Raw genomic sequence first — 20,588 nt, 5'->3', positions numbered from 1 at the left:
TTCAAAGCTCCTTTTTTAATTGCGCAATACGTTTTTCAAGTTTTTCAATCTCAGCTAAAGTGCTTTCATTCTCGCCAAATGTAGAATGAAACATTTGTAAAATCCTGTTTTTTATTAATGGATCACCGATTAAGTCAATTACATTTCTGGCACTACTTACAGTATATTCTGCGGTGTTCTCACCCCTAATGAAAGCAATTAACCCTGCTATTTTCGTATTAGCAAATTCTCCAATGGGCGAATCTAAAAAAAAGCTATCATTAATAATGTCATAGATGTTACTGCCGAAACCAAAGTTAGAGTGAGAAACGGACAGGCTATCACTCACTCGAGAGATTCTCAGGATGTTCTCTTTCGGCAAATCGCTAATAAGATACGGTGAATGCGTTGTCATTATTATTTGAAATCCTGCCGTATCTTTATACTTATTTAATACCGAAAGCAGTCGACTAAGAAACGTTCTGTTCCATTCGGGGTGTAAATGCCGATCTATTTCATCAATTAATATGAGGAATTTTATTCTACCATACTCAAGGTTAGTTTCTATTTTGCTGTATATCGAAGCCATGATCTTGATAATTGAAAACTCACCATCACTTTTTTCCGGGAACTTAATTTTGAAAGGATTAACTATACAGCCTTTACTGCGTAACGTTAGCAAATCAAAAACCCTACTATCATACTGACCTAATGTTATGGTTAAGCAGCACTCGTTATTATTATAAGTGAAATAATTCTCCGGGAATTCTTCCAGAAGATTGACAATAGCGCTCCAATCCATTTCAGTAGGAATCCCATGAACCTTGTCGGCGATATTCACAAATTCATAAAGTCTATCTAATAGAAAATACTTTATTCCAGGATAATCATTAAGCTTACCGCTATACAAGTTATTATTATAAACCATAAATTTTGCAGCAATTTTTTTATCTATTGATTGATCAATGCTGTCAGGAAAAGGGTCTTTCGAGCTTAATAACATGTGTTCGTTAATCAGCATTTCAAGCATATGCAATATAAACAAGTGTTTGCCATTTTTTATTTTATCGAATTTTTTAATACCTCTTTGATAAATCCTTTCCTTTGTATAAAATCCATCCAATTCATCATATAGAAGAATATTATCTAAATCACTGATGTCGGAAGATGAAAACCGTGAAGGAATAAAGAGTTTCACATGATCATGTTTAACTCTATCATCTAACTCGGCATATTCTTCAAGAAGGTATTTATACACCCATTGATTTTCGATTAATAAATAATCTCTTTTAAATGAGATATTAGCATCCTCCTGAAAACTAGGCTTCCTTTTTTTCATTTCCGCAAAATGCAACACAACAGATTGATTTTTGAAGAGATTTATCTTCTCGGCATTGAGATCCCACTGATATATGGCACCAGGATTTTTTTCGTTAAAATAGAAAATAAAATCCTTTTCGACCTGGATGGGACTGCAAAGTAGCAATTCAGAGTTGTATCCCTCAACCGCAAAGAGATCATCTTCAAGGTGGTAAACTGCAAACCATTCAGCGGGAGAAAGCTCAAACCTACGGTCTATTTTTTGCAGACCTAAAAGTGACAAAAGTGTGCTTTTACCTACACCATTCCTCCCTACCACTGCGTTAATATTGGTTATATGTTTATCAAACAAACCTGAGGCACTATTATCATTAGGGCCAATATCTATTTTTTTATCTTTTTTATTGTAAGCGACCTTATAAGATCCATTAAATGCAAACTCCAGGTCGTAACTTTGACCTCTGACTGTTTTTACATAGATAAACAATAATTCCATTTAAACGTCCTTTTACGCTTGTAAGCTCGAAAGTGGTATTGTTTGACCAAGATAAGTCTTTCTGACGACAATAATAAGTTCAATAAGCAGGTCAAGTTTTTAAAAAACTTCGTTGATTAAGACGATCAATATCATTTAATTCGTTAACGCGCACTAAACGCCTTGCGCCACTTAGTCGGCGTGGTGTTAAGCCGCTGCCGAAAGTGATGGCGCAACGTTTCGGGCGATCCAAAACCGGCCTGCTCGGCTACCCGCTCAATACTCAGCATGCCGCTCTCAAGCAGCGCGCAGGCTTTCTCCAGACGAACGCTCAACATCCACTCGCCGGGTGTGGTACCGGTGGCATCATGAAAGCGACGCAAAAACGTGCGTCGACTCATACCGGCTTGCCTGGCCAGCTGCTCAATAACCAGCGGCGTATTCAGATTGCCGCGTAAATCATCCAGCAGCGGAGAGAGCGTTTTTGCCTGACGCTGCGGCACCGGTTGCTGAAGCAACTGCGCCTGATTGCCTTCACGCAGCGGCGGCGTCACCATTCTGCGGGCGGTACGATTGGCGACTTCAATACCATAATCCCTTCGAATCAGGTGCAGACATAAATCGACACCCGCCGCACCGCCCGCTGAAGTGATGATGTTGCCCTCATCGACATAAATCATGCCATGCTCAACGTGAACCGCCGGGAACCTTTGCGCCAAAATATCGGTGCTATTCCAGTGGGCCGTGGCACGCTTTCCATCCAGTAATCCGGCCGCTCCCAATACAAAACTTCCGGCACAGATGGAAACAATGCGCGTCCCCTTGCTGTGCGCTTGCTGTAACGCCGCAATCAGCCGGGGCGATGCAGGCTCATGCACGCTACGCCAACCAGGAATAACAATGGTGCCCGCGGCTTCCAGCAGTTCAAGTCCGCCATCCACCACGAGGCGAATTCCCCCCTGCGCGCCAAAGGTGCCCTCTTCCACTGAGGCTACGCTCAAATCATATAACGGTGCGCCAAAAACCTCGTCTACCCGACCGAAAGCCTCAACGGCCGTACCGAATTCAAAGGTACAAAGGCATTCATACGCAAGAAGCACCAGGCGGCGATTGATGGGTGCAGGAGAATCGGCGCAGCGCGCTGAGGTGATGTGCATATAAGGTCTATCCGCAATATTGGCATGATCTTGACGATATATGGCATCGCGCGCAATTTCCATCATCACGTCACTGTTTCATGCTGGCACTCACTTACCGTTTTACAGGGATTGCGTATGAAGAACATGTTAGCGCTGATGGCGGTTTGTCTCGCCGCTTTAATGTCTGGTCTGGAAATATCCAGCGTGCCGGTAATTTTGCCGGCGCTTGAGCGCGAAATGCACGCCAGTTTCCGCGAGTTGCAGTGGATCATGAACGCCTATACGCTCGCCTGCACCGCAGTGCTCATGGCCACCGGCACGCTGGCGGACACCTATGGACGCAAGCGTGTTTTTCTCATCAGTATCTTGGCGTTTGGCCTCACCTCACTGATGTGTGGCGTGGTCGACAGTGCGCGCTGGCTGATTATTGGACGCGCGCTGCAAGGCTTAAGCGGTGGTGCCATGCTGACGTGCCTGATTGCCATCCTTTCATCCCAGTTCCCGCAGGGAAAATCACGCAGCCGCGCGTTTGCGGCATGGGGGATGACGTTTGGCTTTGGTCTGGGTTTTGGGCCGATCATTGGCGGCATGCTGGTGGCCTGGTTCAGCTGGCAATGGGTATTTTTGGTACACGGTTTTATCGCGTTACTCACCCTGATTCTGGCGATGAAAAACGTGGTGGAGTCACGAGATAGCGACGCCAAAAAACTCGATTTTGGTGGGCTGGTGACGCTATCTCTCAGCGTAGTGGGCATCACCTACCTTATCACCCAAGGGCGTTCCCTGGGTTGGGGCAGCGCAATCGTGCAGCTCTGTATGCTGGTCACCGCGGTCAGCGCGCTGCTGTTTGTGTGGATTGAAACGCGCCATCCTCACCCGATGTTTGATTTCACCGTGTTTCGCATTCGCCCATTCTCTGGCGCGCTGATGGGCTCGATTGGCATGAACTTTAGCTTCTGGCCGCTAATGATTTATCTGCCGGTTTATTATCAGAGCGGTCTGGGCTACAGCAGCATGGCAACCGGGCTGGCGCTGCTGGCCTATACCTTGCCTACGCTACTGATGCCGCCGATTGGTGAAAAACTGGTGGTCCGTTTTGGCGCGGCGCGCTTGATTCCGCTGGGTTTGTTGAGCATCGGCGTGGGCTTCATATTGATGAAATTCGCCGCTGAATATCACACCAGTTTATTACCCGGCGCGCTGCTGGCAGGCATGGCGTTGGGGCTCACCAATACACCGGTGACAAACACCACCACCGGTTCAGTGCCCGGTAACCGAGCGGGCATGGCATCAGGAATTGATATCAGCGCGCGGCTGATTACGCTGGCAATCAATATCGCCTTGATGGGGAGTTTGCTGGTAGCCAGCGTGGCGGCAAGTTTGAAACGCATCATACCAACCCTCAACGATGCGCACGCGCTGGCAGAACAGATTGCCAGCGGTGGCGAGGTTGCGCTTGCTCATGACGTGGCGCAGCAGGTGCTTACTGAGGGATTTTCAGCGGTGCTGACGTATGGCGCGACCGGCGTGTGCGGCCTGGCGCTGGCGAGTTATTGGTTATTCAACGGCAAATCGAAGCGCACGCGTACCATCGCCGATAAGGGCTTTGTCGGGTGCACTGTTAAGCGCACCCGCTAGAACATAGCCCGAAATCTTCCTATTCAGGCGTCTGTGAGGAGGAACGATTATTCGATGACAAAGAGATGCCCAGGCCTAATGCCGCCATTGCAACGACTGGAATGCCGATCATCCACGGCAGGGTAAACGTCACAGCAAACAGCGCCGTGCCCGTTGCCGGCCCCACGGAGTCACGCAGATCGCTGACCACGGATAGAGCGGCCATATAGGTTGCCCGCAGCCGGACCGGAGCCAGTTGATTGACTGCTGCGGGCATCAACGGTCCGACCATCATTTGGGAAAGGGAGTAGAAACAGACGGCCACGATCAGGGAGAAGAGATGAGAGAAAATCAAAAGCACGGCAAAAGCCAGTATCAACGTCGCGCCAGCACTGAGAATGATGAACATCGGCGAACGCAGAGCCAGCATTCTGGTCAATGTTAACTGCCCAAGTGTGTTAAGCACCGCGCCCAAAGTGAAGAGCAGCCCGACATTGGCGCTGCTGATCCCCAGTTGATTATAGGCATAAAGCGGCATGACGGCTTCGACCCAGCTGCCAGCAACACCCAGCAGCAGCGCCCAAATCAATAATGCGGCAAGTCGGCGATCGCGAAAAGCGGGCATTAACGCACTAAAGCCCTCCTCCTCTTCAGCGTCTTCGTCTGCAAGTTGCTGCCGGGTTTCGGGCAAGAGAATAACCAGCATCACGCCACCGCAAAGCATAGAAATGCCACTGGCCAAAAACACGTAACCCAGGTTGCTTTGCACGATTAGCGCTCCCAGCAGCGGCCCCGCGATCCCCCCCGCGCAGGCGAAAACGCGAGCTTTACTGAATTGGTTGCGATGCTCAGCCTCTGGGGTTACATCAGCGATCAGCGTGTATATCGTCGGATGAAGTACGGATTCAAAAATCCCGATGATAACCAACACGCAGGCGGTTTCTACCACGCCATGGGTGAAAAAGAGGGCGATGAAACCAAGGCCGATGCCGCTAGCCGACCCAATTAGCACCGGCCTACGACCAATGCGGTCGGCAATGCCGCCAATAAACGGAGCGGCGATCAGTTCACCGCCGGCATAGCAGCCAAACAAAAAACCGATTAGACCAATGGGAATCGCCGCCGAGTGCTGAGCCCAAAGTGGAAAGAAAGGCACCATAAGACCGTCAGCGAAGCCCGCAATAAAGAAGAGAATGAAGCCAGCAATTTGTGGGTGGGGAAATGAAATCAGCGGAAGAGAAATTTTAGACATGTAATCGTTACCTGCACACCAGAAATACTCCATTTCGGAGTAGGAGGATGTGCGTTGGCTAACGTAAACGCTTACGACCTTGTTAGGGCTCTGCTAAAGTAATCAATAATTTTTTAGCATTCAACAATAATGTGCAAACTGCCTACAGCTTCAGGGTTTTATTCTGCATTATTGCGGGCTTCATTCACCTGTTGCTGAGCGTAACTCGCCAGCCACATTTTTTTCAGCAAAAAGGTTAGCGGAATGGCCAAAATCGCGCCAATGATGCCGAGCAGCGATTGCCAGATCAGGAATGCCAGCAGTTGCGTAGTTAGCGCCATATTCAAACGCTTGCCTAATAACAACGGCTCAATGACTGAACTGAGTAGTAAATTCAGAGCGACAAAGAACAGCGCCACTATCACCGCGGTTTGAATATCAAACAGCATATAACTTTGCAGAACCGGTGGGATCGCTGCCATAAACGATCCCAGCACCGGAATATAGTTAAACACAAACATCAGTACGCCCCAGAAGAAAGCGAATTTAAGTCCGAGAAAGTGCGCGCCAGCCCAGACAACAATGCCACCGAGAATACTGGTGAGGGTTTTGACCTGCGCATAAACGATCACGCTTTGAATGCCCTGTTCAAGCGCAATGTAATAGGGCTGATATTTATCCGCGGCGCGTTTATGTAGCGCGAGTTTTAGGTTCTTCATTTCGTAGAGCATAAAAAACAGCATCAGAAATACCATCAGCCACCAGGAAAGGATGCTGGGTATTTGCGTGAGAAACCCGGTAACAAAACGCACCACTTCACCGGCATCAATAAAGGCCAGCATATCGTTGGGCGTCAGGACAATACCCAAATGGCCAAAAGCCTGGGTAATGGGTTCGAAGCGATCGGCCAGTAGCTGCGGCGCCTGGCGGCTCAGCTGTATAAGATCGGGCGTTAAAACAGTGAGTTTGATGATGGTCAAGACAATCACCAGCAGCAGTAAAACAATCACCAGCAGTGATGAGACCACGCGTGGCACGCGCTTTCGCTCGAGTTGATTAATGAGAGGATCAAGCATGATCGCCAGGAAAAGAGAGAGTAACACCTGACTAATTAGCGGGGAGGCGAGATAAATGCCGGTGAGAATAATGGTCAGCGTGGCAAGAATGAATAGCACGCGCAAAAACATCGGCCAAAAAGAAAATCCATTCAGTCCCATCTTGAAGATCCTTTAGCAAATACCACGGATATTATAGAGAAAAATCTATCCGCCGAACCCTCTTTAACACGTCTTGGAGAACGATGATATTCCCGACATCCAGACCCGATGATTGCTGGCCTGGATGTCATCCTCTGCTATCTCCGCAATTACCGGGTTCTGAATCGCCTTGTGAGGGGTTTCTCAATTTCCACTATCAAAAACATCACGAAGCCGATGAGTAGGGTAATAACCCAATAACGGAAAGGCAGCGCGGTAGTACCAAACAGCAGTTGCATAAAGGGTGCATAGATAATCAACAGTTGCAGCACCAGCAGTACCGCACTCACAATCCAGATGCCTTTATTCAGCAGCAAACCTTTGCTTAATGAAAAACCGTCGGAGACGCGGCAGTTCAGCATATAGAACCACTGAGCCGTCACCAGCGTCTGCAATAACACGGTGCGAATAAACTCGGGCGAATAGCCGCGCGGTTGTAACCATGCTTCCAGCACAAAGGCGCTGATGGCAATCATTGAACCGACAAAAATGACTCGCCAGATGGCAAATCCATCCATCACATGCAGCTTAGGATCGCGCGGCGGGCGTCGCATAATATTTTGCTCTCCAGCCTCAAAGGCCAGGCCGAAGGAGAGCGTGGCGGAGGTAGCCATGTTCATCCACAGAATTAATACCGGTGTGAGCGGAATTAAATTCCCTGCCAGCAGTGCAATGATGATCAGTAACCCCTGCGCGAGGTTCGTCGGCATAATAAAGAGAATGGTTTTTTTCAGGTTATCATAAACCCGCCGCCCTTCTCTGACGGCGCTAGCGATGGTGGCAAAGTTATCGTCTGTCAGCACCATGTCCGCGGCTTCTTTAGTGACTTCGGTACCTTTGATTCCCATGGCGATGCCGACATCTGCCTGCTTCAATGCAGGCGCATCATTCACGCCATCGCCGGTCATCCCGACGACCTCTTTTTTGCTCTGCAGCGCCTGCACCAGGCGGAACTTATCCTCGGGGCTGGTACGGGCAAAGATGTCATAAGATTGCGCCGCTTCACTGAGTTGATGATCGTCCATCACTTCCAGTTCACGTCCGGTAATGGCGCTCGCGGCGTTACCAATACCCAACATCTGACCAATACTCATGGCCGTTTGCGGGTGGTCACCGGTGATCATTTTGACGCGAATCCCGGCTTGCAGGCAGTCGCCAATTGCGGTGATGGCTTCCGGCCGCGGGGGATCCATCATTCCGGCAATCCCCAGCAAAATCATGCCGTGATGCAGATCCTGATGGGTTATTTCACTTTGTCCTGGCGTGGCGGGTTTCCAGGCCGCTGCCACCATGCGTAATCCTTCGCGCGCATACTCTTCAATTTTGGCCTCCCACCAGGCGAGGTCGAGTGGCTGCAGACCGGTTTCCGTCTGCTGCTGCTGGCAATGCCTGAATAACACATCGGGTGCTCCGGTGAGCAGCACACACTCCTCTTCACCAATGCGATAGTGGGTAGACATATATTTGTATTGCGAATCAAAAGGAATCTTACTGCGCAGCTCCGTGATCACCGACGGTAGCTGCCCTTTTGCCGCCAGCACCTTCAGCGCGCCTTCGGTGGGGCCGCCAGTGATCTTCCATAGCCCGTTCTCATCTTTAATCAGCTGGCTGTCATTACACAAATCAATGGTGCGCAGATAGCGCTCCAGCAGCGACCCTTGGATAATCGTCACAGGTGCAGCATCGTCAGCTTTATGAATGGCCCCCACCGGTTCATAGCTTACGCCCTCCACGCGGTAAATCTGATCGGCGGTGATAATGGCCTTTACGGTCATTTCATTCATGGTCAGCGTGCCGGTTTTATCCGAGCAGATTACGGTCATCGCCCCCAAGGTTTCCACGGTGGGCAATTTACGAATGATCGCCTGCTGCCGGGCCATGGTTTGCACACCCAGGGAAAGAATGATGGAGATAATGGCGGGTAATCCCTCGGGAACCGAGGCAACGGCAAGGCTAATCAGTGAAAGCATGAGCTCGGAAACCGGCATATCGCGGAACAACACACTGAAGACAAACAAGGCTGCCATCATCGCCAGAATAATCAGGAAAATGGCTTTACCCAGTTTGTCCATTTGCACGAGTAGCGGGGTGCGATGCTTCTCGATATCGGACATCATCTGGTTGATGTGGCCCAGTTCTGTTGCGCCGCCGGTCGCCACCACCAGCCCTTTTCCGCCCCCCGAACTCACGGTGGTGCCGGAGAACAGCAAATTCGTGCGATCGCCCAGCGGCAGTTCTCCACTCAGGGCCTCTGTACCCTTCTCAACGACTGTGGATTCGCCGGTAAGAATCGCTTCTTCAACCCGCAGATTATGGGCTTCGATAACGCGCAGATCAGCCGGGATGCGATCGCCTGCGCGGATAACCACCACATCGCCGGGTACCAATGCGGTGGTTGCCAGCGTCTCGTGATGACCAGCGCGGATAACCACCGTTTCACTGGAAAGCATATTGCGAATGCTCTGCAGGGATTTTTCCGCGTTGCTCTCCTGAATGTGACCAATCAGGGCGTTCACTACCGCAACACCGAGGATCACCAGCGTATCCACCCAGTGGCCCATCACCGCCGTCAGGACCGCGGCCGCCAGCAATACATAGATTAAAACATCGTTAAAATGGGCCAAAAAGCGCAGCCAGGCTGGCTTGCCGGGCTTTTGAGGAAGCGCATTTTCTCCATACTGCTTTAATCTTGCTTCCGCTTCGGAACCACTTATCCCCTCGGTTGAACTGCCGGTATGCGTCAGCGCTTCATCGACAGAAAGCTGATAATAGGTACTTTCCGGTTTAGCTGTATTCATCGCTTTCTCCTCAAATCCTGTTTCGGAAATCAAGGCGGTGATATCCGGTTATGCACAGATTGCCATTAAACGAAAAGCGCAGACTCATTATTCCAGGCTGGAAAGAGGCGCGCTCAGGATTGAAAAATAGGTAATTAATGGCTGCCAGCCCTAAGCTGAGCAGCTAAAAATGCTGTAAGGCCAACGCTATAAATTTGAAAAATGAACGCTATAAACGTAGCACAGGTAAATTCAGCGCATTCATTTAGCAAAAGAAATAAGCAATGTGAGCGCGAAACTTATTCGCGCCCTTCACATCGCAATAGATAATAAAAAAATCAGAGTAAATTCATTGTAATGCTAGAGTTTCAACGTCTATTATGAAAACATTATGGCGATACAAAACTCTAGCCACTTGGATTTAATAACTATAAAAATATCATTTTGTGGATTTTTGTTTTATTGATTTCAATAAAAATATTACAAATCATCTCCCTTTACTTTTTTTGACTTATCGGTCTATGCTCATCCATAACAAAATATCTCATTGAACCCTTTCCCGTTTATAGCGATGACGCCGTTTTACTGCGGCCCTGGTTAATGGAGGCAGCTATGCCTGTCTACAGCCTTTTTCGTATCAGCCTGTATGTTGTCCTGGCGATTATCACATGCTCTGCCGTTGGCTTATTTACCTACGCGGTGGTTTCGATGTTGGGAAACTAATAAGCCACTAATAATAAAGTTGATAATTAACGCATTATTTCTGAGGGTAATACAGTGACGCGTTATTTTACTCTGCTTGCCATTGTTATTTTTATAACAACCGCTTGCGATCAAAAAAAGCAGGAAGTCGCTCCGCCACCGCGCATGGTTAAAGTGTTTGACGTTATGGCTTCCGGCGCATCGCAACAGCGCATATTTCCGGCTCGCATTGAGTCTGGCGATTCCACAGAGGTGTCATTTAAGCGTGGAGGGCAGATTGAGTCATTGGATATTCGTCAGGGAACCCGCGTGGTGCAGGGGCAGCAAATCGCCAGATTAATCGCACGCGAAGCCCAGCAACGCGTTAATGAACGACAAACTGCCGCCACGCTTGCCCAGCGCCAGTTTGCCCGTTTTCAAACGCTTTCAGGCCGGCAGGCAATTTCGCAGGCAGAGATGGACGTGCAGCGTGCCAATCGGGATGCCGCCAATGCAGCGCTACAAATCGCGCGCGAAGAGTTGGGTCAAATGACGCTGACCGCGCCCTTTAGCGGTATTGCCGCTACGGTTAATGTTCGCAATCATCAGGTGGTTGCCGCCGGTCAAACCATCGCCACCCTCACCCGCACCGATCTACTCGACGTGGTGTTTAGCGTGCCGGAGAACCTGTTTACCGCGTTAGATATGCGCAACATGACTTATCGACCCGTGGTGCGCATTAATAGCCTGCCGGATCGTGAATTCCAGGCAGAATACAAGGAACACACCGGCAGCAGCAGCAGTAACACCCTGACATGGCAAATTATTTTGACTATGCCGCGCCCAGCAGATTTTCCTGCAGTAGGCGGAGTGAGCGGCACGGTAACGATTAATCTCGCCAATTTGCCAGCCAATGTGGATCGTGAATTCCTCGTAGTACCTGTTGAAGCCGTGTTCAATCCGGATAACAGCCAGCGTAACGAACCCCACGTATGGGTTGTGCAGGGCAGCGGCGATCGGCTGCACGTGGAGGATCGAAAAGTCAGCGTCGGTGCAGTGACCGATCGCGGCGTGGTGATTACCGCCGGACTTCAGGCAGGGGAACGCGTGGTCGCCGCCGGGGTGAATGAACTGCATGCCCAGCAGCCGGTGCGCATCTGGACGCGTGAGCGGGGGTTGTAATGGATATCTCCCGGCAGTTTATCGATAATCCGGTGCGCGTCTGGCTGGCGATTTTGTTACTGGGCGTCGGCGGTATTTTTGCCCTGCTCAATATTGGTCGCCTCGAAGATCCCGCGTTTACCATTAAAACCGCGGTGGTGGTTACGCATTATCCCGGTGCCTCCGCTCAGCAGGTGGAAGAGGAAGTCACTTTGCCACTGGAGAACGCGCTGCAGCAGTTGCCGTATCTGGACAACGTCAGTTCGATCTCATCTAATGGGCTGTCACAGATTACAGTGAACATTGCCTCACGCTACCATTCCCGCGAATTGCCGCAAATATGGGATGAACTGCGGCGCAGAGTGGGCGACGCGGCGCGTTTCTTTCCTCCCGGCGTTGCTGCACCTTTCGTTAATGATGATTTCGGCGATGTCTTCGGTTTTTTCTTCACGATTTCAGGCGATAACTTCAGTAATCCGGAGTTAGTGCAGTACGCGGAGCAGCTGCGTCGTGAACTGGTGCTGGTTCCGGGCGTGGGGAAAGTGGCGCTCGGCGGAGTGATCCCACAGCAAATTAACGTCGATGTTTCGCTGACGATGATGGCTGCGCGCGGCATCACCCTGCCGCAACTTGCCAGCGTGCTGAGCCGCCTGAATGTGGTTTCAAGCGCGGGAGAGATCAAAGCCGGGACGGAATCTATCCGCCTGCATCCCACCGGTGAGTTTCAAAACATCGAAGAGTTAAGCAATCTGCTGGTGAGCCCGCCGGGCGACCACGCCACCACCCGATTACGCGATATCGCTACGCTCTCGCGTGGGCTGAGCGATTCGCCCTCCAGCATCTACCACGCGAGCGGACGTCCGGCGGTGACCATGGGAATTTCGTTTATCCCTGGGGTAAACGTGATTGACGTTGGTCGTGCGCTGGAGGCCAAACTGCAGCAGATGTCGGCAGAAAAGCCAGCGGGCATCCAACTCAATGTGTTTTACGATCAGGCTGCGGAAGTGGCGCACTCCGTGAATGGCTTTATTGCTAATTTCCTCATGGCATTAGCGATTGTGGTCGGCGTGCTGCTGATTTTTATGGGCGTGCGCAGCGGCATAATTATTGCCCTTTCACTGGCGCTGAATGTGCTGGGCACGCTGCTGATCATGTATCTGTGCGGTATTGAGCTACAGCGTATCTCGCTGGGCGCGCTCATCATCGCCCTCAGTATGCTGGTGGATAATGCCATTGTGATTGTCGAAGGCGTGCTGATGGCGCGCCAGCAAAACTCGCCCCTCATGACCACCATCAACTTCGTTATTCGCCGCACCGCCTTCCCCCTCTTGGGAGCGACAATCATCGCCATTCTGGCATTTGCCCCCATCGGATTATCGCAGGATTCTACCGGTGAATACTGCAAATCGCTGTTTCAGGTGTTGCTGATTTCCCTGCTGCTGAGCTGGTTTTGCGCCCTCACTATCACACCGGTACTGATCAAATGGTGGCTGTTTAACGCGCAGGCGTCAGCCGCCGCCGCGGTCAGTGTCTCACCTTATGAGGGTGGCTTTTATCGGCTTTATCAGCGGGTGTTGCAGGTGCTGCTCACGCAGAAAACCCTCACGCTTTCTCTGATGGCGGTGCTGCTGGCGTTAGCAATTTGGGGATTCGGCTCGGTACGGCAAAATTTCTTTCCGTCTGCCAATACGCCGATCTTCTTTGTCGATCTCTGGTTACCTTACGGCACCGACATCAAATCTACTGAAAACATGGCCAGCGAAATTGAGAAATCGATTACCGGCCAGCAGGGCGTGATCTCGACGGTAACCACCATTGGTCAGGGCAGCATGCGCTTTATTCTCACTTACAACGGGCAGCGCCAGTACAGCAATTACGCGCAGATCATGGTGCGCATGGACGATCAGCGCAATATCGCCGCCCTTACCCGGCGTATTGACAGCTACATTGCACGCCAGTATCCGCAGGTGAACGCCAGCACCAAACGGGTGATGTTTGGCCCTTCCGGCGGCAGCGCGATCGAGGTGCGTATTAAGGGACCCGATCCCGACAGAATGCGGCTGATTGCCAGCCAGGTTGATGCCATCCTGACTCAGGATTCCGCCACTGATAGCGTGCGGAATGATTGGCAAAACCGCAGCAAAGTTATTCGCCCGCAGTACAATCTGGCGCTTGGTCGTGAGTTAGGCGTGGATAAACAGGATGTTGATAACGCGCTGGAGATGAATTTCTCAGGCAGCCGCGTGGGGCTTTATCGTGAAGGCGCCGATTTGCTGCCGGTAATGGTGCGGCCACCGGCCAGCGAGCGGCAGGACGCCAATCATCTGAATAATGTGCTGGTGTGGAGCCAGAGCCAGCAGCAGTATATTCCGCTCAGTAATGTTGTAAGCGGCTTCAGCTTGCAATGGGAAGATCCGCTGATTCTGCGCCGCGATCGCAGCCGGGTGCTGACGGTTCAGACCGACCCGAATCCGCTCAGCAACGATACGTCCGGTGATATTCTGGCGCGCGTAAAGCCGCTGATTGATCACATCCCGCTGCCGCACGGATACAGCATCGAATGGGGAGGCGATGCCGAAAGTTCCAGTGAGGCGCAGCAAGGAGTGTTTACCTCGCTGCCGCTGGGGTATCTGGTGATGTTCGTCATTACCGTGTTGATGTTCAGCTCACTGAAGAATGCCGTTGCCATCTGGCTGACGGTGCCGCTGGCGCTAATCGGTGTCACGCCCGGTTTCTTGATCACCGGCATTCCGTTTGGTTTTATGGCCCTTATTGGCCTGTTAAGCCTGAGTGGCATGTTGATCCGTAACGGAATTGTGCTGGTTGAGGAGATTGAACAACAGAAGCTGTTGAAGCCGCAGGGAGAAGCGATCCTCTACGCCGCCACCTCGCGTTTGCGCCCGATTTTGCTCACGGCTTTCACTACCGTGCTGGGACTCGCGCCGCTGCTGCGTGATGTATTTTTCCAAAGCATGGCGGTGGTGATTATGTTCGGCCTGGGCTTTGCAACCGTTCTGACGCTGCTGGTTCTGCCGGTGATCTATGCCTGCTTCCATCGCCAAACCGCGTCATGAATAATACCGGGCTCAATGTCATCAAAACCCTGGGTTGCATGGCGGCAGTGACGTTCTTCACCCTGTACAACACCTGGGATCGCTACGATTATGATTACCACTGGATTCTGGCGTTTCTTACCTTTATTTCCACCATTGCTACGCCGCTGTTTTTTGTCGTCGCCGGGATTATGGATGCGCGCACCGAGCAGGATGTGCACTGGCAGATAGGAAAGATCAGAAATGTGGTGATCGTGTTTCTCTTCTGGATGACGATCTATTACCTGTGGGAACCTTATCAGCGCGGCTATTTGATTCAACCGTGGTTCGTTTTCTCATTCATTATTATCTACAGTTTTCATCCGCTGCTGCTCTGGCTTAGCCGGCATCGGCTGCTGTTCTGTGGGCTGGTGTTTAGCCTGCTGGTCTTTTCTTACGGCTACGACCTGCTCTCGGTTTTGTATCCTGATGAGCACCTCTTTAGTCTGGAACCGCAGTATCGCCTCTGGACGTGGCTGCTGTTTTACTTAACCGGCCAGCTGCTGGGCGATGCGCTAATTGCCGACTGGATGGCGCGCAAAAAGGTGGCGCGCGGCGCGATTATCGCCCTGCCCGTTATTTATCTTTTCACCTGGTTTTACGAGCAGCACTTCTTCTTTGCGCTGTTTAAAGCCGATCGCAATGCCTTCATCCTGACCGGATCGCAAATCTATCTGCTGGTGGTGGCGCTGGTCATTGCCGCCAGCGAGGTGCGCTTTCGCCGCAATGCGGCCATAAAAGAAGCCCTGCTGGGGACCATTAGCAAAACCATGACCGGAGTCTACATCCTGCATTATTCGGTATTCCACCTGGTGACAGCGCTGATTCCGATTACCTCCTTAGCCACCAAGCTGACGCTGATTGTGGTCACCTTTGCCGCCTCGGTGTTGCTGTCGCGGCTGATTCTCGCCAGCGGCTGGTTGAAACAAGTCATAACGCTTTAAGGCAGGGTTGAACATCAGCCTGGCTGCTGCAATCGATGCGCCCTTTTATCTGCAGCATCATAAAATCAAAAAACGGATTGGATGTATTGCGCATCAGGGTATCAAGCCCAACTATCAGGCTGGCGGTTTCGCCACGCAGTGAAATGGTGCCAAAGCTAATGCCATAACGGTTCCTTTCGCTCGGTTCGCGACCATACAACGAATCGCTAAGCGGAAATGGCAGCGCAATATGCGATAGAGAATACGTATCCTGCGGCCACGCCGCATGCAATGAACGCACTCTCTCTTGAGTTTCTTCAGCCGGGGTAATACGCGCCACGGTGTCATAGGTATTGGGCGACGCATTGGTGATCACCGTGGATGTGTAGCGACGCGGTGCCGGGGGCAATAAACTGTTTGCTGCCGAATACAGTGCGGGTCTGAAGAGCGCGCGTAGGTTTGCCGCCTGATTAATGTCGAACATCACCAGCTCGCTGCCGTTATCCGGTAAATAGCGATAAAACGCATTCACGACCGCGCGGGTGCTGACGGTGGAATCCAGCACGGACTGGAAGGTCAGCACCGGTGGAAATGCCTGCATTGTTCCGCTGCGTATGATGTGCAGCATTTGATCCTGCATGGCCTGGGTTAGTAGCCAGGATTGACGCGCGGCGCGCACAGGAAATGAGTTGTATTTAAAGGGATTATATTCCGGAACGATACTCAGCCAGGCGGCTTTGGCGAATCCTGGAATGGCAGCTGGCCAGCCTGCTAATCCGGCAAATCGCGCATAGGCGGTGACGCCTATCATCGGCGACAGCAGCACGATCTGCTGCGGTTTACGCAGCGCGTTATTTTGCAGGCTATCGAGGCTGTACTTCACGGCTAATGCGCCGCCGTTGGAGTAGCCAACCAGATGCAAGGGCACATTGTTTCCCGCCAGGCGCGTGGCTTCGCGCACCGCTAAGCGGGTCACCGCCATCCACATTTGCCAGTCGACTTTAGTGAGCGAGCCGGGTGCCGTGCCGTGACCGGGCAAGCGCGGCACCACCGCTACAAAGCCCTTTTGCTGATAGGCCTGCGCCAGATAACGCATACTGTAGGGCGAATCGGTTAATCCATGCAGCAATACCACAGCACCTTTCACCTCACCTTCTGGTTCAAGGATAAAAGAGCGATTCCAGTCGGTATCAAACCGAGCTGGATAAACTGAACTGTGTTGGTTAAAGCGGTTAAGCGGCGTTTTATCCTCATCACTGAGTTGATCGGTTACATTGACTTTCATGTCATGGAAAATGGCATCTTCTCGCGCCAGATAATCAGCGAAGCTGGCGCGATCAATCTCATCTTTCGCCATTTCATGTGCGGCCCAGGTATGCCAGCGGTGCAATGGCGGCCCCTGCTCGGATTGATAACCGCGAATCCCCAGAAACACGATGAGTAAAACCAACACGCCCACGGCTGTTCGCTTAAGGAGTTTGCCAATTTTATCTTTGTACAGTGCGTTAGCGGCATCAGAACGCATAGCGTAACCAGGCGAACAGCACGTTGCCGTTATTGTAGGTGCCGGGAATGTAAGTGAACTGCACATTGAGGCGTTTATAGCCCGCAGAGAACAGCGGCAGGACAATGGGCAGCGGGACATAATTGGCGAAATCATCCCGTGCCGTAATGCCAGCGGTTAGCCCCAGACCGAGACGAAAATCGCGCTGCTGGTCCAGATACCACCCTTTCTCCCAACCATAGCCAACAATCGGCTGCCATTCATTATGCGAATCTTTAAATGCCATCGCATAGAGCGCGCTCCAGTTACCCTCTTCATTGATGCGTGAAACGCCGAAGCCACCGCCCCACGGCGTTTCATTATAGTTGTCCGTTTTCTCTTTATCGTAAGCGAAGCGCGCGTGCCAGCTAATAAAGGGCAAATAGAGATCGTAATACTGCGGTTCCTGCCAGGTTTGAGAAACGTCCTGCTTGAGCCATTCCCAGCCATCACTCAGCGTGCCAGCCGCGCTGGCAGGAAAGACATTCAGAATCAAGATAAGAGACCAGGTCGCCTGAAGACTTCGCATAGTTTATGCCTCTGAAATTCATCGACATGAAAAGGGGGTGGAAAAGCTGACGTGCTAAGAGAGCAGATCAAGCCACTTAACCGGGTAGATTATAGTTGCTTGTTATTGCTATAGGAAATTTCTGACGGGCCAAATGCCCATGGCTATGGGCCGATAAAATCCGTTTTATAAACGTATCAGAAGCGGCCAGGAAGCCCTTTCGCGCTTCCTGGTTTTATATCAGAACGGTCCCCAGTTTATCGCCACGCCAATCAGCAGCATCACTACGCAGATAACAAACCACACGGCGATGACCGGCGCAACAAAACGCAGCCATTTGCCAAACGACACGTTCGCCGTGGCCAAAACCGCCATCAGCACGCCTGATGTAGGGCTCATGCAGTTTACGATGCCTTCACCCAGCAGCACCGTCTGCACCATTACCTGACGCGTCAAACCAAGGTTATCGCCGAGCGGTGAGAAGATGGGAATCAGCAAAGCAGACTCGCCGGAACCGGAAGAGATGCCGAAGTGCATTAAGGCGGCACTGATAAACATGCCAATCGCTGCTGCGGTTGGCGGAATAGGCGCCAGCAAATCAGACAGAAAACCGACAATCGGGTCCAGCACGTTGCCCTGCTGCAGCACCAGCGAAATCGAGGCTGCCATGCCGACGATAAACCCGCCCTTCACCAGCTTCGAACAACCGCTGAGGAAGGTGTTGGCGATATCCGAACCCGACATGCGCCCCATCAACCCCACGGCAATTGAGAGTAAGATAAACATCGCCGACATCTCACTGGTGCCCCAGTGAAACTTCACCGCCCCGCTAATGAACAGCAGCAGCGACAGCGCGACCGTACTTAAAATGAGCTTATGACGACCCGTAACCTTCGCCGTTTGCTCAGCGCCCTGCGCCTGTTTTGGCCGCAGATACCCATCCTGACGCGCGCGACGGATTGACCAGATCAGGTAAGCAATCGCGCTGACGACAAACAGCAAACAGGTAATACCGCGAAGTAGCATGCCTGAGAACAACGGCAGCTGTGCCAGATGCTGAGTTAAACCGGTGGTTGCCGGGTTGAGGATTGCCACGTTGAAACCCGCCGCGCAGGTGAGGTAAACCAGCGACGCGCCCAAAATTGGCGGCAACCCCATTGAACGCGCCACCAGCAGGCCAATGGGCACAAACGCCACCACCGCGTTGACCACGACACCGGTAGTGCCTAACAAGGCAAAGATAGTGCCGAAAATCAGCACCATGCGCGTGTCACTGAGGCGCGTGCTGCGCGACAGGGAATTCAACGCCGTGGCGATGGCACCCGTTTCCTCAACCACCGCTAGCACGCCACCGGTAAATAGAATCAGAAAGATAATCGGTGCGGACTTCACCATCCCTTTGGCAATCGCCGTAAAGATTTCCAGCGGATAAACCCCGCTTTGCGGTACCGCATGCAAACTGTCTTTTACGGCAAATTTGATCCCGTCACGCGTGACGAAATCAAAGACGCCGGCCGGAATCAGCCATGTTGCTACCGCCGCCAGAACCAAAATGATAAACAGCAAAAGATAAGGACTCTGCCCGCTTTCCTGCACGGGCGCTGCGCTGCTGGCCTGCTGAATGTTTAGTTGTGACATGGCGTGGCCTCCTCACTGTCTGCGAGGATCATGCCTGCCACTAACGCTGCGCGCGGGACGATGTCAGCAATAATAATGTGCTCATGACGTGCGTGGATGCCCGCACCGGTTGCGCCGAGACCGTCCAGCGTCGGTAATCCCAAAGCCGCCGTAAAATTGCCGTCGCTGCCGCCGCCGACCGATTTTCCTTCCAGCGAAAAGCCCAGTGCCTGTGCCACCCGTTGGGCGCGCGTTAACAGCAGCAGCGAGGCGGGCGTCTGGCGCATCGGCGGACGTTTCTGTCCACCGCTGATGCGTAAACCAATCCCCGCGCTAAATGGCTGAAGTTGATTGATGGCCGCATCAATGCGCTGTGCCTCTTCTTCGCACGTGACGCGCGTATCAATACCGAGTTGCGCGTAATCCGCCACCACATTGATGCGACCGCCGCCGTTGGCGATGCCGACATTGACCGTGGTGCCGCGCTCTGGCGCATTCAGGGCATGCAGCACCAGAATTTGCTGGGCCATCTCCTGAATTGCACTCACGCCCTCTTCCGGATTATTGCCGGCGTGGGCAGCTTGCCCGGCGATGGTGATGTCATAACGTCCGGTGCCTTTGCGCGCCACTTTCAGCGCCCCGCTGCCCGCCACGGCAGGCTCAACCACTAAAACCTGATCGGCTCCCGGCGCATGTTGCGCCAGCCAGTCGCTGGAGCTCGGGCTGCCTAACTCCTCATCGCTGTTACACAGGAAAACAATGCGTTTGCCCACCAGCTGATCCAGCGACTGCAAGGCGCGCACTGCCCAAATCGCCTGGACCAGCCCGGCTTTCATATCCAGTACGCCTGGCCCGAATAACTTGCCCTCTTCTTCGCGTAGCGTCAGTTCGCCCCGATCCCAGACGGTATCGAAATGGCCGATGATAGTCGTTTGCGGCCCGCTATCGCCCAAGGTGAATTTGAGGTGATTGCCGTACTTCTGCTGCCGCGACACGCTAGCGCTAATGCCTAACCGTTGCTGAAACAGGCTTTGCAACACTTCACCACACTCGTCAACCGCCAGTTTGTCGTGCGAAGGCGATTCCGCCGCCACCAGACGTTTGATGTCTCCCAGAATTTCATCGGCATGGTGCTGCAAATAATCTTTTATATTTTTCATGTTATTACCCATCTGTCTTAGTGTCACAGCCAGTATGCGCAGAAATATTGACGTTAAAAAATGAGGAGTAAATGTTAATATTGTTGCTCTGAGAGCAACAGATTGGCAA

13 protein-coding genes are annotated in these 20,588 nt (G+C 51.9%); 4 read left to right on the top strand and 9 right to left on the bottom strand.

All coding sequences use genetic code 11. From position 1 onward, the window contains the following. Nucleotide 1: 1 nt before the first annotated feature. Nucleotides 2-1,795 carry an AAA family ATPase gene (locus AC07WB_RS19955; protein ID WP_494941123.1) on the bottom strand — a complete coding sequence of 598 codons (1,794 nt, stop codon included), beginning with the start codon at nucleotides 1,793-1,795 and terminating at the stop codon, nucleotides 2-4. Nucleotides 1,796-1,938: 143 nt separating this feature from the next. After that, entirely contained in the window at nucleotides 1,939-2,931 is a 993-nt protein-coding gene (locus AC07WB_RS19950; RefSeq protein ID WP_494941441.1) for a helix-turn-helix domain-containing protein, read from the bottom strand. A gap of 117 nt (nucleotides 2,932-3,048) precedes the next feature. On the opposite strand from AC07WB_RS19950, the gene AC07WB_RS19945 reads away from it, so the two are divergent. Beyond that, on the top strand, nucleotides 3,049-4,551 hold the full coding sequence (locus tag AC07WB_RS19945) for an MFS transporter (protein ID WP_494941122.1): 1,503 nt from the start codon (nucleotides 3,049-3,051) through the stop codon (nucleotides 4,549-4,551). 19 nt (nucleotides 4,552-4,570) lie between these two features. Here AC07WB_RS19945 and AC07WB_RS19940 read toward each other — a convergent pair whose 3' ends face one another. The 3 genes from AC07WB_RS19940 to AC07WB_RS19930 form a co-directional block, all read right to left on the bottom strand. Beyond that, nucleotides 4,571-5,782, bottom strand: coding sequence for an MFS transporter (locus AC07WB_RS19940; protein ID WP_494941121.1), 1,212 nt, complete (start codon nucleotides 5,780-5,782; stop codon nucleotides 4,571-4,573). 158 nt (nucleotides 5,783-5,940) lie between these two features. Beyond that, the gene (locus AC07WB_RS19935; protein ID WP_494941120.1) at nucleotides 5,941-6,978 is read right to left on the bottom strand and encodes an AI-2E family transporter; all 1,038 of its coding nucleotides are present in this window, start codon (nucleotides 6,976-6,978) and stop codon (nucleotides 5,941-5,943) included. Nucleotides 6,979-7,127: 149 nt separating this feature from the next. After that, a complete protein-coding gene (locus AC07WB_RS19930; protein WP_494941119.1) occupies nucleotides 7,128-9,815 on the bottom strand; it encodes a cation-transporting P-type ATPase in 2,688 nt (895 codons plus the stop codon). Between the two features lie 756 nt (nucleotides 9,816-10,571). Here AC07WB_RS19930 and AC07WB_RS19925 point away from each other — a divergent pair. Genes AC07WB_RS19925 through AC07WB_RS19915 form a run of 3 tightly spaced genes read left to right on the top strand, consistent with a single transcriptional unit; the run spans nucleotide 10,572 to nucleotide 15,672 of the window. Next, entirely contained in the window at nucleotides 10,572-11,657 is a 1,086-nt protein-coding gene (locus AC07WB_RS19925; RefSeq protein WP_494941118.1) for an efflux RND transporter periplasmic adaptor subunit, read from the top strand. Next, the gene (locus tag AC07WB_RS19920) at nucleotides 11,657-14,710 is read left to right on the top strand and encodes an efflux RND transporter permease subunit (protein ID WP_494941117.1); all 3,054 of its coding nucleotides are present in this window, start codon (nucleotides 11,657-11,659) and stop codon (nucleotides 14,708-14,710) included. Before AC07WB_RS19925 ends, AC07WB_RS19920 begins: the two co-directional genes overlap by 1 nt. Then, nucleotides 14,707-15,672 carry an acyltransferase gene (locus AC07WB_RS19915; protein ID WP_494941116.1) on the top strand — a complete coding sequence of 322 codons (966 nt, stop codon included), beginning with the start codon at nucleotides 14,707-14,709 and terminating at the stop codon, nucleotides 15,670-15,672. The genes AC07WB_RS19920 and AC07WB_RS19915 overlap by 4 nt, the downstream gene beginning before the upstream one ends. On the opposite strand, the gene AC07WB_RS19910 is transcribed toward AC07WB_RS19915, so the two are convergent. The 4 genes from AC07WB_RS19910 to AC07WB_RS19895 form a co-directional block, all read right to left on the bottom strand. After that, nucleotides 15,659-17,176 carry an alpha/beta hydrolase gene (locus AC07WB_RS19910; protein WP_400457252.1) on the bottom strand — a complete coding sequence of 506 codons (1,518 nt, stop codon included), beginning with the start codon at nucleotides 17,174-17,176 and terminating at the stop codon, nucleotides 15,659-15,661. The two genes, AC07WB_RS19915 and AC07WB_RS19910, sit on opposite strands and share 14 nt — an antisense overlap. After that, nucleotides 17,166-17,723: a lipid IV(A) palmitoyltransferase PagP gene (gene pagP, locus AC07WB_RS19905; RefSeq protein ID WP_494941115.1), complete on the bottom strand. Its 558-nt coding sequence runs from the start codon at nucleotides 17,721-17,723 to the stop codon at nucleotides 17,166-17,168. The genes AC07WB_RS19910 and pagP overlap by 11 nt, the downstream gene beginning before the upstream one ends. Before the next feature lie 219 nt (nucleotides 17,724-17,942). After that, a complete protein-coding gene (locus AC07WB_RS19900) occupies nucleotides 17,943-19,340 on the bottom strand; it encodes a YfcC family protein (protein ID WP_345830244.1) in 1,398 nt (465 codons plus the stop codon). Then, complete coding sequence (locus AC07WB_RS19895) at nucleotides 19,328-20,479, bottom strand: M20 family metallopeptidase (protein ID WP_494941114.1); 1,152 nt, start codon at nucleotides 20,477-20,479, stop codon at nucleotides 19,328-19,330. The genes AC07WB_RS19900 and AC07WB_RS19895 overlap by 13 nt, the downstream gene beginning before the upstream one ends. Between the last annotated feature and the right edge of the window lie 109 nt (nucleotides 20,480-20,588).

The sequence above is a fragment of the Pantoea sp. GW821-FHT03E06 genome (assembly GCF_059420725.1).
The sequence above is the reverse complement of the archived record's forward strand: the minus strand, read 5'-3'. Positions and strand labels throughout refer to the sequence as shown.